13 protein-coding genes and 1 pseudogene are annotated in these 14,377 nt (G+C 64.3%); 4 read left to right on the forward strand and 10 right to left on the reverse strand.

Going from position 1 to position 14,377, the window contains the following annotated elements; all coding sequences use genetic code 11:
* Nucleotides 1-9: 9 nt before the first annotated feature.
* The 4 genes and pseudogenes from NKI08_RS22510 to NKI08_RS22525 all read right to left on the reverse strand — a co-directional run bounded on the left by NKI08_RS22510 (nucleotide 10) and on the right by NKI08_RS22525 (nucleotide 4,250).
* A complete protein-coding gene (locus NKI08_RS22510) occupies nucleotides 10-900 on the reverse strand; it encodes an ABC transporter permease (protein ID WP_352772186.1) in 891 nt (296 codons plus the stop codon).
* A pseudogene (locus NKI08_RS22515) lies at nucleotides 900-1,857 on the reverse strand (ABC transporter permease). Before NKI08_RS22515 ends, NKI08_RS22510 begins: the two are co-directional and overlap by 1 nt.
* Nucleotides 1,858-1,923: 66 nt before the next feature.
* Nucleotides 1,924-3,504 (reverse strand): ABC transporter substrate-binding protein, encoded by a 1,581-nt coding sequence (locus NKI08_RS22520; protein WP_352772189.1) that lies wholly within the window; start codon nucleotides 3,502-3,504, stop codon nucleotides 1,924-1,926.
* Between the two features lie 32 nt (nucleotides 3,505-3,536).
* Entirely contained in the window at nucleotides 3,537-4,250 is a 714-nt protein-coding gene (locus tag NKI08_RS22525; RefSeq protein WP_352683724.1) for a FadR/GntR family transcriptional regulator, read from the reverse strand.
* Between the two features lie 84 nt (nucleotides 4,251-4,334).
* On the opposite strand from NKI08_RS22525, the gene NKI08_RS22530 reads away from it, so the two are divergent.
* The 3 genes from NKI08_RS22530 to NKI08_RS22540 are packed head-to-tail and all read left to right on the forward strand — an operon-like array spanning nucleotide 4,335 to nucleotide 7,250.
* A complete protein-coding gene (locus NKI08_RS22530) occupies nucleotides 4,335-5,318 on the forward strand; it encodes a Gfo/Idh/MocA family protein (RefSeq protein ID WP_352772192.1) in 984 nt (327 codons plus the stop codon).
* On the forward strand, nucleotides 5,315-6,310 hold the full coding sequence (locus tag NKI08_RS22535) for a Gfo/Idh/MocA family protein (protein ID WP_352772195.1): 996 nt from the start codon (nucleotides 5,315-5,317) through the stop codon (nucleotides 6,308-6,310). The genes NKI08_RS22530 and NKI08_RS22535 overlap by 4 nt, the downstream gene beginning before the upstream one ends.
* Nucleotides 6,300-7,250 carry a dihydrodipicolinate synthase family protein gene (locus NKI08_RS22540; protein WP_352772197.1) on the forward strand — a complete coding sequence of 317 codons (951 nt, stop codon included), beginning with the start codon at nucleotides 6,300-6,302 and terminating at the stop codon, nucleotides 7,248-7,250. Before NKI08_RS22535 ends, NKI08_RS22540 begins: the two co-directional genes overlap by 11 nt.
* Nucleotides 7,251-7,278: 28 nt before the next feature.
* Here the strand turns inward: NKI08_RS22540 and NKI08_RS22545 are convergent, their stop codons facing one another.
* Together NKI08_RS22545 and NKI08_RS22550 are read right to left on the reverse strand one after the other, a co-directional pair.
* Nucleotides 7,279-8,226: an LLM class flavin-dependent oxidoreductase gene (locus NKI08_RS22545; protein ID WP_352681878.1), complete on the reverse strand. Its 948-nt coding sequence runs from the start codon at nucleotides 8,224-8,226 to the stop codon at nucleotides 7,279-7,281.
* A gap of 130 nt (nucleotides 8,227-8,356) precedes the next feature.
* Entirely contained in the window at nucleotides 8,357-8,512 is a 156-nt protein-coding gene (locus NKI08_RS22550; protein ID WP_023678176.1) for a hypothetical protein, read from the reverse strand.
* A 264-nt stretch (nucleotides 8,513-8,776) separates the two neighbouring features.
* On the opposite strand from NKI08_RS22550, the gene NKI08_RS22555 reads away from it, so the two are divergent.
* Complete coding sequence (locus NKI08_RS22555; RefSeq protein WP_352681879.1) at nucleotides 8,777-9,544, forward strand: SDR family NAD(P)-dependent oxidoreductase; 768 nt, start codon at nucleotides 8,777-8,779, stop codon at nucleotides 9,542-9,544.
* Nucleotides 9,545-9,558: 14 nt separating this feature from the next.
* On the opposite strand, the gene NKI08_RS22560 is transcribed toward NKI08_RS22555, so the two are convergent.
* The 4 genes from NKI08_RS22560 to NKI08_RS22575 form a co-directional block, all read right to left on the reverse strand.
* Nucleotides 9,559-10,503, reverse strand: a complete 945-nt coding sequence (locus NKI08_RS22560) for an ABC transporter permease (RefSeq protein ID WP_023678177.1) — start codon at nucleotides 10,501-10,503, stop codon at nucleotides 9,559-9,561.
* On the reverse strand, nucleotides 10,500-11,555 hold the full coding sequence (locus NKI08_RS22565) for an ABC transporter permease (RefSeq protein ID WP_352540873.1): 1,056 nt from the start codon (nucleotides 11,553-11,555) through the stop codon (nucleotides 10,500-10,502). The genes NKI08_RS22560 and NKI08_RS22565 overlap by 4 nt, the downstream gene beginning before the upstream one ends.
* Nucleotides 11,555-13,045 (reverse strand): ABC transporter ATP-binding protein, encoded by a 1,491-nt coding sequence (locus tag NKI08_RS22570; RefSeq protein WP_502899657.1) that lies wholly within the window; start codon nucleotides 13,043-13,045, stop codon nucleotides 11,555-11,557. The genes NKI08_RS22565 and NKI08_RS22570 overlap by 1 nt, the downstream gene beginning before the upstream one ends.
* 273 nt (nucleotides 13,046-13,318) lie before the next feature.
* Nucleotides 13,319-14,350: a BMP family protein gene (locus NKI08_RS22575; protein ID WP_352772200.1), complete on the reverse strand. Its 1,032-nt coding sequence runs from the start codon at nucleotides 14,348-14,350 to the stop codon at nucleotides 13,319-13,321.
* Nucleotides 14,351-14,377: the final 27 nt, after the last annotated feature.

Below are 14,377 nucleotides of genomic sequence, written 5' to 3' on the forward strand. Positions count from 1 at the left end.
CCTTTGAGGTCAGTTGAGATCGGAGCGGGGGTCGAATGCGTCCCGCAGGCCGTCGCCGATGAAATTGATGGCGAGCACGGTGAGCACCAGTGCGGCGCCCGGGAACATCCATTGCCAGGGGTAATTTTCAAGCACCACGGTGGAGCGGGCGAGATTGAGCATGTTGCCCCAGCTGGCTTCGGGCGGTGCGATGCCGAGGCCGAGGAAGGACAGGCCGGCCTCGAGCAGGATGGCGTTGGCGATCTGCAAGGTGGCGTAGACGACCAGGATATCGATGCAATTGGGCAGGCCGTGCCGGAACAAGAGATGCGGCAGCCCTGCCCCCATGCCGCGGGCAGCGACGACAAAATCGCGCTCGCGCAGTTCGAGCAGCCGCGCGCGCACCATGCGCGACAGCACCGGCCAGGAGAGCAGCGAGATCACCAGTATGGTCGGGGCGATACCGGTGCCGGCAATCGAAGCCAGCACCAGCAGGAAGATCACCGGCGGCAGCGTCATCGCCAGGTCGACCAGACGCATCACCGTGCCGTCGACGAGGCGCCCGCCAAAGCTGGCGACGGCACCGACCAGGAAGCCGATGACGGTGGAGATGGCGACCGAGCTGACGGCAACCAGCAATGAGATCCGCCCGCCTTGTAGCAACCGGGCCATGAGGTCGCGCCCGACGCCGTCGCTGCCCAGCCAATGAATGGCCGACGGCGCCTTGTTCATTGCTCGGAGGTCGATGGTGTTAGGACCAAACGGCCACCACAAAGGATACGTCGAAACCGCCAGCAGGATCGGGATGACGATCAAAAGCCCGGCGCGCGCCGCGCGGTTTTCGAAAAAGCGGTCGAACGCGCGGCGGAGCGGGCCTTTGGTCTGCGGCACGGCTGTCGTATCCGGCGCAGTGATTACCATCACGCCACCTGAATGCGCGGGTCGACGACGGCATAGACGACGTCGGTCAACAGGTTGACCAGGATGACGCAAACGCCGATCACCAGCGTGGCGCCCATGATCACCGGGTAGTCGCGGGTGCCGACGGCATTGACCAGAAGCAGTCCCATGCCCGGCCAGTTGAACACGCTTTCCAGGAAGATGGCGCCGCCGATGGCGATGCCGACAGTCGAGCCGATCAAGGTAATGACCGGCAAGAGCGCGTTGCGGGTTGCATGCTTGATGATAACCCAGAACTCGCGCACGCCCTTGGCGCGCCGTCCGCACGTAATCCTGGTTGAGCACTTCCAGCAGCGAGGCGCGCATGTAACGCATAATCAGCGCGGCATGGCCGACGGACAGCAGGCAGGCGGGCAGGACGAGGTGCGCAAGCACATCCGTCGCCGAGAACGGCGCACCCGCGGTCTGCATGCCGCCGGACGGCGCCCAGCGCAACAGCACCGAGAAGAAATAGAGACCGAGCAGCGCTGTCAGAAAAGCCGGGCTGGAGATACCGATAAACGACAGCACTGACAGCGCGATGTCGGATGGTTCGTTACGGCGCACCGCGCTGAAAATGCCGGCGGAAATGCCGAGCACGATGGCGATCGCCAGGCCCGTACCCATCAGCAGCGCCGTCGGGCCGATGCGTTCCATGACCAGTGGCAGCACGGCAACGCCGCTGCGCTGGATCGAATAGCCGAAGTCACCGCTCAGCGCCGCGCGCAGCCAGGCGAGATACTGCACGGGAAGCGGCCGATCGAGCCCGAGCCGTTCGCGCAGGCCCTCGAGGTCGGAAGCCGACATGGGGACCGATGGGTTGATATAGGCGTCGATCGGATCGCCCGGCGCCAGCCGCAACAGGATGAAGATGAGGACGCTGAGCGCGACCAGCATCAGCAATCCTGTGGCGCTGCGGCGGGCGATGAAGCTCAGCATGGGCTTTCCGTGGCGGTGGCAGGCGGCGCCAAAGTGGTCCCGCCTGCTCGCTTGCTTGCGGGTTTCTTACTGGATGTCCCAGCGCTCGGGGTGAGCTGCGTAGGGGCCGCCGCCCGGCGCCGGCGTCCAGACGAAGTCGTGCAGCTTGGTCGACGCCACGCCATAGCGGTTGGCCACCCACAACGTCGCCCAGGGCAGGTCCTTGTTCATCACCTTGCAGACCTCCTGCCAGGATTGATCGAGCTTGGCCGGATCGGTCTGGCCTAGCGCGGCGTCCAATGCAGCGCTCAGATCGTCGAACCCGATGCGCATGGTGTTGAAGCCTGCCGGCGGGATCTGCGACTTGTTGAGGCCGGGATTGAGGCCGGCCGGGTTGGGGCCATTCTGCAGGCCGGCATAGACCATCGGAAAGGCGTTCCAGTCCGGCGTGCCTTGCTTGTAGACGATGCCATTGTAGGTCGGCGTATCGACGACCCGCGGCACCACATTGATGCCGACTTCGGCCAGCATCGACTGGATGGCGGCCATCACGTTGGCCGCTTGCGGCGAGCCGTAATAGGTCAGCAGAGTGATCGGTTTGTCGCCGTTGATCTTGTCCCAGCCCGCCTCGCTCAGCAGCGCCTTGGCCTTTGCCGGATCGTAGGCATAGGGTTCGAGGCCTGCGGGAACGAGATGCGGCGCGACATAGCCGCAATTGGCTGGCTCGGCGGCACCGCCGTAGAGGCTGTCGATGATGGCGCTGCGATCGATCGCGTATATGATCGCCTGGCGGACACGGATATCCCTAAACAGGTCGACCTTCTGGCTCAGGCCGATATAGTTGACCACGTACGAGGCACCTTCGATCACCTTGAAATTGCTGTCGCTCTTGAACGATGCCGCATCGTCGGGCTCGACATAAGTGAACTGGATTTCGCCGGCACGGAGCGCGGCAACGGCCGCCGCCGGCGACTCGAAATAGCGGTTGATGAGCACGTCTACCTTCGGCTTGCCGCCGCGATAATCGTCATCGGCTGCCAGTTCGACATATTGGTCGGTCACGTAGCGCTTGAACTTGAACGGGCCGGTGCCGACCGGAGTGGTCGACCACCAGGTGCTTGTCGCCAGCGATTCCGGCGGCAGAGCGGCCAGGGCATGCTCCGGCAGGATCATCAGCTGCGACAGGATCGATAGAAACGATCCGTTCGGTTTCGATAGCTTCACCACTGCGGTGTGGTCATCCGGCGCATCGATCGAGGCGATGTCGGCGAGACGGGCGGCAAACAGGCTGCCGGAGGCCTTGTTCCTGGCAAGCTCGAGGGTGAACTTGACATCCTTCGAGGTGAACGGCTTGCCGTCGTGCCAGGTCTCGTTGACCAGGTTGAACGTATAGCTCAGCTGGTCGTCGCTGATCTTGTAGTCCTTGGCGAGGTCGCCTTCGATCTCGGTCAGTCCGGCATTGTAGATGACCAGCGGTTCAAAATAGGTGCTGAGCCAGGTGTAGCCGCCGGTCGCGACCAGCGGGTTGAAGTTCTTGGGAAAACCGCCCGGGCCGACGTCGAAGCCGCCCGCAATGGTCTTGGCGCTTTGTGCCTGGACACTGGTCAATGGGGCAATGCTGGCGAGCAGTAGCCCGGCGACTGAGAATGCGATGGTCCTGATGCGCATGGTTTCCTCCCTTGGCATAGTCAGCTTGTTCTTCAGCTTGTTCGGTTTTTGGCGATAACCTGCTGGATCCCCCGGTAGTGGTCGTCGAGCCGCCGACGCGCCTGGTCGACATCCTTGGCGGCGACAGCCTCGACGATCTCGTGATGGTCGCGCCATGTCGCCAGCGGCGTCGGATTGTCGAGATTGGTGAAATTCGAGGCCTTGTTGAACGCCATCCAGAAGATGTCGATCAGCGCGCTCAGCATGCGATTGTTCTGGCAGCGGAACAGCAGCTGATGGAATTGCTGGTCCTCTTCGGCGAAGCTCTCATGGCGCTCGGCACGTTGCCGCATGCGCTCGGTCAACTGGCGCAGCGCTTCGATATCTTCGGCGCTGATCATCTCGATCGTCTTGGCGATGAGGCCGGTTTCCAGCACGCGGCGGATTTCGCGCAGCTCTTCGACATCGCGCAGCGAATCTTGCAAGCCGTAGGCAAGATTATCCAGCAGCGGCTTGAACGAGAACTCCTTGACGAACACGCCGATGCCGCGCCGCGTCTCCAGGATGCCGATCGATTCCAGCGCCTTGATGGCCTCCCGCACGGAGTTGCGGCCGACGCCGAGCCGCTGCGCCAGGAACGTCTCCGGCGGCAAGGGATCGCCGGCCTTGAGCTGGTTGCTTTCGATATAGGCCCGGAGGCTTTCCTGCACGGTGACGTGCAGCAGCGGTGGTCTGCTCAACGGTTCGATCGACTTCAGTTCCGCCATCCCACTGCTTTCATCATCCGCTGAAGCTTGCCCGCCGCTTGTCGTATAGCCACTTGTAGGATATCCTGCAAGCCCATAGCAAACGTGCTGCCTCCGAATGAAGATAATCCTCGCCGGCTCGAGCCACTGGCACGCCGAAATGCACCTCGACGCCGCACGCTTTACGGTGCGGAGATCGTCGGTATCTGGGACGAGGATCCTGGCCAAGCGCAAGCGTTCGCCGCGCACCACGACCTGCCGTTTATCGAAGATTTCAAGGAGATACTCTCCAGCCCGCCGGATGTGATCCTGTTGATGGGGCACCCTTCGATGGTGCCGGCGCGGGCACGTGCGATCATCGCGGCAAGGATACCGCTGATCCTGGAGAAGCCGGCGGCCAGCCATACGAGGGAACTGATGGCGCTGCGCGACCTTGCCAGGCAGTACCAGGCTTTTGTCGCTGTTCCCCTGCCCAACCGTTTCGGGCCGGCCGTTGCCGGCCTTGAACGGCTGCGCCGGCAAGGTCGCGCCGGCCCCGTGGCGCATTGCCAGTTCCGGCTGGTCAACGGCCCACCGCAACGCTACATCGCCGACGGTGTCGCCTGGGTGCTCGACCCGGCGGTTGGTGGCGGGGGTGCGTTGAGGAATCTCGGCATACACGGCGTCGACGCGGCACTCAGCCTCGCAACCGGCAAACTCGGCCTGAAAAGCGTTTCGATCGCGAACCGCATCCATCCCGGCCCGGTCGAGGATCACGCACTTCTGGTGCTGGAAGACGAGGCCGGCGCGCTGTTCATCGTCGAGGCCGGTTACTCCTTTGCTTCGATGCGCCCCGGCGGTGACTTCGAGTGGCGCATCGTCAGTGCCAATGCCACCCTCATCGATCATGGCGACCATGTTATCTGCGCAACGCTCGACGACGCGGCAATCGTCGACTTGCCGGTCGAACTGCCGGCAACGCGCTACCGTCTGTTCATACGCGATACGCTTGACCGGCTGGCCAGAAAGGCGCCTCCGCCGGTGTCCATCGAAGATTATGTTGCGGCGATGTCGCTGATCGACGCCGCTTATCAAAAGGCAGGACCATGATTGGAATAGGAATTATCGGCGCCGGCGATTTCGGCGCAGCCCATGCGCGGGCAATCCGTGAGGCTGGCGGCATTCGCCTCGTCGCCGCCTCTCGAGGAAATGCCGACGCACTGCAGCAATTCACCGCTGAACATGGCGGCCGCGGCTACGCGGACTGGCGAAGGCTGCTGGACGACAAGGAGGTCGATGCGGTCCTCATTGCCAGCCCGCACCATCTCCATGCCGAAATGGCCATCGGCGCGGCAAAGGCCGGCAAGCATATCCTGCTCGAAAAACCGATGGCGCCGACGGTGGCTGCCTGCGATGCGATCAACGCCGCCGTGGCCAAGGATGGCGTCAAGCTGATGGTCGCCCACCTCATGCATTTCGCCCTGCCCTGCATGGCGGCCAGGCAAATTCTGGAGGAAGGCGAGCTCGGCCGGCCGCTCGCCGGATCGAGCTGGATCATCAAGCTGTGGATGGAGCACAATCGCCGCGACTGGCATCTGCGCAAGGCGACCGGCGGCGGCATGCTGTTGACGGCCGGCATCCACGCGGTCGATCGCCTGGTCTGGCTGATGGATGACGATGTCGTGTCGGTGAGCGGCATGCTCGGCGCCAAGTTCCATGACCAGGAAGCAGACGACAGCGCTCTGCTCGGATTGCGCTTCGCCGGCGGCGGCATCGGCCAGGTGCAGAGCGTCGGCTATCGCACCGGCGCCACCACCTATGCCATGGATCTGGTCTGCGAGCGGGGAACGCTGCGCATCGACATGGACCGCGGCACCATGCTTGGCCGCGAGACGGTCTGGACCGAGCTGCCCGGTTCCTTTGAGCCGAACTGGATGCATAACGCGCTGGTGCGCGAATGGAGCGCAATGCGCGATGCCATTGCCGATGACACGCCGGTGCCGGTCGACGGCATCTATGCGCGCAAGATCGTCGCCATTATCGAGGCTGCCTTCGCGTCGAACGAAACCCGCCGCGAACACGAGATCGCCGGTGGACGCTGACCTCGACGACCATCTGGCCCGCTTGCCCGCACACGCACCGCGCGGCATCTGGGGCGCGGTGATGCTGGCCATCGACGATCGCGGAGCGATCGACTGGCAGGCGACGGAAGAGACGATCGCCCGGCTCTGCGCCTCAGGCATCGACGGCGTCTATTCCAATGGCACGGCCTGCGAATTCCATTGCCAGACCGAGCCCGAATTCGACCGGCTTTGTGAGTTGGTCGCAACCATAGCCGGCCGCGCGCGCCTTCCTTTCCAGATCGGCATCAGCCAGTCCAATCCGCGCGTCGCGCTCGAGCGACTGACGCGGGTCGCCGGACTTCGCCCGGCGGCGGTGCAGTTCACGCTGCCCGACTGGTGGCCGCCCAGCGACGACGAGGTCATGCGCTTTGCCGGCGGCCTGTGCGAGGCCGCGCCTGAAACACCGCTGGTGCTCTACAATCCGCCGCACGCCAAGCGCCACCTGACGCTCGACGGCATCGCCAGTCTGCGTGCGGCCGTGCCATCGCTGGTCGGCGCCAAGCTGCCGGGCGGCGACGCCGGCTGGTATGCCGACATGCGCCGCAAACTGGACGGATTTTCCGTCTTCGTCCCCGGCCACACGCTGGCAACAGGCTATGCTGGAGGTGCCCATGGCAGCTATTCCAACGTTGCCTGCCTCAACCCGAAGGGCGCGATGATGTGGTGGCAGATAATCCGCACCGACATGGCCGCCGCTGCCGAGGTCGAGGCCCGCATACAGGCCTTCCTCGCCGCAAATGTCCTACCGTGTCGCACCCGTTACGATGTCAGCGATGCAGCACTCGATAAGGCGATGGCGGCGGCCGGCGGCTGGGCGCCGCTCGGTCCGCGATTGCTCTGGCCCTACAGCTCCGTTCCCGATCAGGAAATACCGACGCTGGCCAGGGCGGCTCACGCGGCTTTCCCGGAATGGTGGTAGACCCGTCACCAAGGCGCGGGACGACGGTTCAGCAGCCGGCTCGCGCGCCCTGTGTCGCGCGTGACACAAACGCCCCCGGCTGAGGGACATCGGCCTCGCGCCGTGCCAGTGAATTGCGCAAGAGCGCGATCGCCTCGCGGCCGGCGGTCGCAATCTCGCGTGGCCTGTCGACGCCGACGATCATGAACTCCTTGATCCCCAAAGCGGCGTAGGAAAGCAGCGACAGCGCGACCTGCGCCGGCGGCCCGGCAAGTTCGAGCGCCTTCTGGCAGGAAGCGGCCGATTTGTCTTCCGAACGGATTCGGACGGGAAGCGCGAAACGCAGCTTGCCGGCCCGGCCGTGTTCGGCAGCAGCGCCGCGTACGCGCTCCATTGACTGGTGAATTTCTGCAAGCGAGCCAGGCGCCAGCTCGAACACGTCCGCATGCCTGCCCGCGACCCTGAGCGCAGTGCCCGACTGCCCGCCCATGCGGATGGTCACATCGGCACCATGCGGCCCCTTGCGCGGCACATAGCCGCCTTTGATGCTGTAAAAGGTGCCTTCATGGTCGAACGGCCTGTCGTTCGACCACAACCGCTTCAGCAGCACCAGATATTCATCAATGCGTTGCCAGACCACTGTGTGGCCGGCCGGACGTGCCTCGGCATCGTCGTCGCTCAGCGGCTCGCTGAGCATCCTGAGCGACAGCCGGCCACCGCTTCTCGCGTCGAGGGCAGCGAGTTGTCGCGCCGCCACGGTTGGTTCGATCACGCCTGCCCAATGCGTGAGCACGACCTCCAGGGACGAGGTCCGGTCCAGCGTCTGGGCGGCAAGGTCCATATTGGTCAGCAGCCCGGCCTGGTCGTCGATGACGATCCTCTGGAATCCAGCATCCTCGATCAGTGACAGCTTCGTCGCGGTCTCGACAAAGTCATAGAAAAAGCTGGCGTCGGCAGCGTGGATCTTACCGGGAACATGCGTGAACTCGATCGGCATTGCCATCTCCTCCATCACGTTGGAATCAGGGCGCGCAAATGCACACCGGCATTCGGTTCATCAACTCCGGAATTTCTGCAAACGGCAGGCCGCTATCCCGAGGAAGCCTCGATGATCAGAGCCTTGACAATCAGGGGATCAGCCCCAGTACCACTGCCCCGGTGAATACAAACGCAAGGGCAAAGACGAGATAGGCGAAAGCACCGGCATAGGCCGGCCGCCACACCTGGTCGGAACCCAGCCTTTGGCCTTTGCGGGCAGTCTGAGCGTTCTGGCTATAGGACATATCGACCTCCGTCTCGGCGCTTAATCTATAAAATCAGTAGACTTTGTCGAGTGCTATTTTCGCGCGATCCTTAGAACAATTTTCTCCAAACGGCGGACAAGTTAGTGCTTTTACTGCTTAGCGCTGCCTTTTGCGGCATGCCGGGGTGACGGCAGGAAACGTCAGGTCCATGTGTCTGTGGCTCCTTGGCCATCCAATGGATGAGGGATAGCATCGCTTCAGCGGAAAGCCGCGACGTCACGGCAAGGCAGCAGGGAGCAAACCATGGGGACAAGACTGGCCGGCAAGGTCGCCATCATTTCGGGTGGCGCGACAGGAATGGGCGGTGCGGCCTCGGAGCTTTTCGCGGCCGAGGGCGCCAAGGTGGCGATCGTCGACCGCAACGGCGAAGCGGCGGCGGCTACCGCGGCGGCAATCAGGCAACGCGGCCATGTCGCCGAGCACTGGGTCGCTGACGTATCGGATGAGGCGCAGGTCGAAACGGCGGTGAAGGGCGCGACGGAAAAATTCGGCCCGGTCACGGTTCTGTTCAACCATGCCGGCACCCTCGTCATCAAACCCTTCCTGGAGACCACGCTGCAGGAATGGGACTGGCTGCATGCCGTCAATGTGCGTTCGATGTTCCTGATGACGCGTGCTGTGCTGCCCGGCATGATCGCCGCCGGCGGCGGTTCCATCGTCTGCACCTCGTCGATCTCGGCGGTGGCGGCGACGCCGATGGAGGTGCTTTACGACACCACCAAGGGCGCCTGCCATATGTTCGCGCGTGCCATCGCCGTCGAGTTCCGCGACCGCAACATCCGCTGCAATGCGGTCTGTCCAGGCTTCATCAGGACACCGCATGGCCTGCGCGAGGTCGCCGATCTCGACAAACTCGGCGTCGATGTCTCCGACGCGGCAATGGCGGCGCAGCAAGGGCGGATCGGCGAGCCGGAAGAGGTCGCGAAGGCAGCCCTGTTCCTGGCCAGCGACGAGGCCAGCTTCGTCAACGGCGCCCATCTGTTCGTCGATAACGGCTTCACCGCGATGTGAAAGGCGAAGCGCCGCTACCGCTCTTCGCGCCGGAACGGCTTGAGCAGCGCCGACGGGGCCACCGCATTGCGCGACATCACCGCCATAGCGACGATGGTGAAGATGAACGGCAGCATCAGGAAGGCCTCGTAGGGGATATGGCCAAGCCCGCTCGCCTGCATACGCAACTGCAAGGCGTCAACGAAGGCAAACAGCAGTGCCGCGCCTGCCGATCGCCACGGATCCCAGCGGCCGAAAACGACGAGCGCGATTGCCACCCAGCCACGCCCCGAAACCACGCCGAAGGTGAAGGCGTTGAATTGCGCCATCGACAGGAAGGCACCGGCCAGTCCCATCAAGGCACCGCCGAGGATCACCGCCTGGAAGCGTGTTGCAATGACGCTGACGCCGGCAGAATCGGCGGCACGCGGGTTTTCGCCGACCATGCGCACCGCTAGGCCCCAAGGCGTGCGGTAGAGCACGAAGGCGGCCAGCGGTATGGCCAGCATCGCCATGTAGACCAGCGAAAACTGATTGAACACCGCCGGCCCAAGCACCGGTATGTCGGACAGGATCGGGATCGGCAGCGTCTCGAACCCCTTGATGTTCGGTGGCACCGATTGCTGTCCGAAGATCAGCCGGTAGAGGAAATAGGCAAGGCCCGACGAGAACAGCGTCACGCCGATGCCGCAGACATGCTGGCTGAGGCCGAGCGCTACAGTGAACAGCGCGTGCACGGCGCCCATCAGCGCCCCGGTCAGCACCGCGGCGAGCACGCCAAGCCAAAGGCTGCCGCTGAGGCTCGCCGCGGTGAAGCCGGTCATCGCCGACAGAAGCATGATGCCTTCGATGCCGAGATTGAGCACCCCGGCGCGCTCGGAGAACATCTCGCCCAGCGTCGCAAAGGCCAACGGCGTGGCGATGCGGATGATGGCGGCCAGGAAGCCGACCTGGAATATCTGCTCCAGCACCACGCTCATTTGGCTATTCCCACGCGACGGAGGCGATAGGCGGTGAACAGCAGCGCCACCAGCATGGCAAGCAATGCGGTTCCCTGAATAACATCGCTGAGGAAGGCCGGAACGCCGGTCGCCCGCGACATCGCCTCAGCGCCGGTCATGACGGCGGCAAGGAAGATCGCCGCCGGCACGACGCCGAGCGGATTGAGCCTCGCCAGCATGGCGACGACGATGCCGGAATAGCCATAGCCCGGCGAGATGTCGCTCATCACCTGGAAATGCACGCCGCCGACCTCGCCGACGCCGGCAAGGCCGGCCAATGCGCCAGACAGCAGCGCCGTCGAAATCAGCACCCGCTCGACATTGATGCCGCCATAGCGCGCCGCCTCGGGGTTTTCGCCGGTGACCCTGATGCGGAAGCCGAGCGTGGTGCGCGCGACCACGAACCAGATGACCGGTGCCGCGACCAGCGCCGCGACGACGCCGAGATGCAGCCGTGTGCCTTCGAGCAGCACCGGAAAATTGGCCGTATCCTCGATCGGCGGCGAGATCGGGTAGCCGCTGAAACTGTCCTTCCATGGCCCCTCGATCAGCGCCATCAGTGCATAGAAAATGACCGAGTTGAGCAGCAGTGAGCTGACCACGTCATCGACCCTGAATTTTACCCTCAGCGTGGCGGGGATCAGGGCGACGGCCGCGCCGGCGGCAGCGCCCGCCAGCGCCATCAGCAGCATGGCGAGCGGCCCCGGCATCGGGATTGCACCGACGGCACAGCTCGCCGCCGCACCAGCCAGCAATTGCCCTTCGGCGCCGATGTTCCAGAATTTGGCGCGGAAGGCGACCGCCACGGCCAGTCCGGTGAAGATCATCGGCGCGGCACGCACCAGCGTTTCGGTGATGGCGTAGCTGTCGCCCAAAGACGCCGAAAACATAACGCCATAAGCCTCGACGACGCCGGCGCCGGCCAGTGCGATGAGGCCGCTGCACAAGATCAGCGTCGCGCCGATGGCGAGCAGCGGCAGCGCCAGATTGAACCAGGCGGGCGTTGAGGTGCGGGCCTCGAGACGGAACATCAGGCATGGCCCTCCGCTCCGGTCATCATCAACCCGAGTCTGGCGATGCTGGCGTCGGCGCTATCCAGCGTGCCGACGATGCGGCCCTCATACATCACCGCGATACGATCCGAGAGCATCAGCAACTCTTCCAGATCCTCGCCGATGACGACGATGCCGCAGCCCTTGGCGCGCATGTCGAGGAATTTTTCGTGGATGAAGCGCGCGGCGCCGATATCGAGGCCGCGAGTCGGCTGCGAAACGATCAGCACCTTCGGATCGAAAGCGAGTTCGCGCGCCAGAAGCGCCTTCTGCAGATTGCCGCCGGACAGCGCCCCGGCGCGCGTCATCGGCCCGGGGCAACGTATATCGTAGGCCTTGATCTGCGCCTCGGCGAAGACGCGGATCGCATCCGGCTTGAGCAGGCCGTTGCGGCTGAACGCCGCCGTGCCGATGCGCGGCAGCACCATCGAATCGGCAAGCGGCAGATTGGTGACCAGCCCTGTCGTCATGCGGTCTTCCGGGATGCGGCCGAGGCCGAGCGCCTGGACTGTGCTCGGCGAGAACCGCGAAACCGTTTTGCCGGCTATGGTCATCTTCCCGGCATCGGGCGCACGCACGCCGGAGATGACCTCGGCAAGCGCGCGCTGGCCATTGCCGGAGACGCCGGCGATGCCGAGGATCTCGCCGCCACGAACCGACAGCGAAACATCGCGCAGCGCCATGCCGGAATGATGCGATGTCGAGATACCGTCGAGGGTCAGCACGGCCGCACCCGGCATCGACGGTCCTCTGGCCGGAGGCACGATCTCGTGGCCGCACATCAGCCGCGCCATCTCCGAGGACGTGGTGCTGGCCGGCGCATCGACGCGGCCGGCAACGCGCCCATGCCGGAGCACGACGCAGCGATGCGTCAGCGCTCGCACCTCGTTGAGCTTATGCGAGATGAAAATGATGCCGAGCCCTTGTGCCGCCATCGAGCGCAGCGCCGAAAACAGCCCGTCGACCTCGGTTGGTGCCAACACCGCCGTCGGCTCGTCGAGGATCAGCAGCCTTGCGCCGCGAAACAGCGCCTTGACGATTTCGAGCCGCTGTTGCTCGCCGACCGACAGCGCCGAGACGGCGAGGTCCGGGTCGAGCGTCAGCCCGTGCTGGCGGCCGATCTCGGCGAGCCGCGCCAGCCCGCCGGCGCGGTCGATCCGGCCCGATCTGCCGGGAATGCCGATCAAGAGGTTCTCCAGCACCGAAAGCCGCGGTGCGAGATGAAAATGCTGGTGCACCATGCCGATGCCGGCGGCCAGCGCATCGGCCGAACTGTTGATCGCCACCGACCGGCCCTGCACCAGGATCTCGCCGGCATCGGGCGCATAGGCGCCGAACAGCACGTTCATCAGCGTCGTCTTGCCGGCGCCGTTTTCGCCGAGCAGCCCGAGGATTTCGCCCGGCGCCACGCTGAGATCGACGGCCTCGTTCGCCTTGACGGCGCCAAAGCTCTTGGAGATGCCGCGCATTTCAATAAGAGGGGCAGGCGTTGACAAGGGTGCTCCCGATCGGATTGGCTTTACGGTTCAGCTTTGATCGACGGGAATGCGCTGCACCCCCCTCTGGCCTGCCGGCCATCTCCCCCTCAAGGGGAGAGATCGGATGTCACTTCGGCTTTCGCAAATCGTCAGCGCTGAAGAAGAGGTGCTGTCGGCGAAGCTGCTAATCTCCCCCCTTGAGGGGGAGATGGCCGGCAGGCCAGAGGGGGGTGCGACAAGCGCCAGACCCCCAAAAGACATCGCTCAGTCCGAGACCGGCGTATTCTCATCGACGTCGACGCGGAAATTGCCATCGAGGATCTCGGCCTTCTTCTTCTCGACCAGTTCCTTGACCTCGGCCGGCAGCGTCTTGTCGAACTTGTGGTAGGGCGCGAGATAGGAGCCGCCCTTGGCCATGCGCGAGAAATCGCCGTAATCCTGCGCGGTGAAGACGCCGGCCTTGACCAGCTTGATCGCCTGCTCGACGGTCGGATACATGTCCCAGACCGGCCCGGTGATCACGGTGTCGGGGCCGAGGCTCGACTGGTCCGACATGTTGGAGATAGCGAGGATCTTCTTCTCCGCCGCCGCTTCGATGACGCCGAAGCGCTCGGCATAGATGACGTCGACGCCGGCGTCGATCTGGGCGACCGCCGCTTCCTTTGCCTTCGGCGGATCGAAGAACGAGCCGATGAAGGCGACCTTCTTCTTGATGTTGGGATTGACCTCCCTGGCGCCGGCAAAGAAAGCGTTGACCAGCCGGTTCACTTCCGGAATGCCCATCGCCGCGACGGCGCCGATCGTGCCTGACTTCGACATCTTTCCGGCGATCATGCCGGAGAGATAGGCCGGCTCGTGGATCCAGTTGTCGAACACGCCGAAATTCGGCTCGGCCGGCCCGGCGCCGGAGCCGAACAGGAAGGCGGTCTTCGGGAACTGCTTGGCGGTCCTGCGCGATTCGCGCTCGGCGGCGAAGGCATCGCCCAACACTAGCTCATAGCCGCCCTGCGCATATTCGCGCATGACACGGCTGAAATCGGCGGTCTGCACCTTCTCCGACCATTTGTATTCGATGCCGAGTTCCTTCTCGGCCTTCTGCAGGGCAACGTGGATCTGGTTGTCCCACGGCTCCTCGATCGGCGTGGCGAAGATCGCCGCCACTTTCAGCTTCTTGGTCTTGGCAAAGGCGCTGCCCGGCAGCATCGCTGCCGCCAGGCCGAGCGCGCCCAGCTCCAGCACGTTGCGGCGCGAAAGCCCGTCGCGTTTCGATTGGATTCTGCTCTTCCCGTTGTCCATTGCATGCCCCTCTGATTGGCGCCGTGT

Source organism: Mesorhizobium sp. M0768, assembly GCF_040320195.1.
GTDB lineage: Bacteria > Pseudomonadota > Alphaproteobacteria > Rhizobiales > Rhizobiaceae > Mesorhizobium.

Bases quoted from the DNA above. Each gene is read 5' to 3' on its own strand.
- NKI08_RS22575 (WP_352772200.1), bottom strand. From the start codon at position 14,350: ATGGACAACGGGAAGAGCAGAATCCAATCGAAACGCGACGGGCTTTCG.
- NKI08_RS22545 (WP_352681878.1), bottom strand. From the start codon at position 8,226: ATGCCGATCGAGTTCACGCATGTTCCCGGTAAGATCCACGCTGCCGAC.
- NKI08_RS22560 (WP_023678177.1), bottom strand. From the start codon at position 10,503: ATGAGCGTGGTGCTGGAGCAGATATTCCAGGTCGGCTTCCTGGCCGCC.
- NKI08_RS22570 (WP_502899657.1), bottom strand. From the start codon at position 13,045: ATGCGCGGCATCTCCAAGAGCTTTGGCGCCGTCAAGGCGAACGAGGCC.
- NKI08_RS22555 (WP_352681879.1), top strand. From the start codon at position 8,777: ATGGGGACAAGACTGGCCGGCAAGGTCGCCATCATTTCGGGTGGCGCG.
- NKI08_RS22525 (WP_352683724.1), bottom strand. From the start codon at position 4,250: ATGGCGGAACTGAAGTCGATCGAACCGTTGAGCAGACCACCGCTGCTG.
- NKI08_RS22565 (WP_352540873.1), bottom strand. From the start codon at position 11,555: ATGTTCCGTCTCGAGGCCCGCACCTCAACGCCCGCCTGGTTCAATCTG.
- NKI08_RS22510 (WP_352772186.1), bottom strand. From the start codon at position 900: ATGGTAATCACTGCGCCGGATACGACAGCCGTGCCGCAGACCAAAGGC.
- NKI08_RS22520 (WP_352772189.1), bottom strand. From the start codon at position 3,504: ATGCGCATCAGGACCATCGCATTCTCAGTCGCCGGGCTACTGCTCGCC.
- NKI08_RS22550 (WP_023678176.1), bottom strand. From the start codon at position 8,512: ATGTCCTATAGCCAGAACGCTCAGACTGCCCGCAAAGGCCAAAGGCTG.
- NKI08_RS22535 (WP_352772195.1), top strand. From the start codon at position 5,315: ATGATTGGAATAGGAATTATCGGCGCCGGCGATTTCGGCGCAGCCCAT.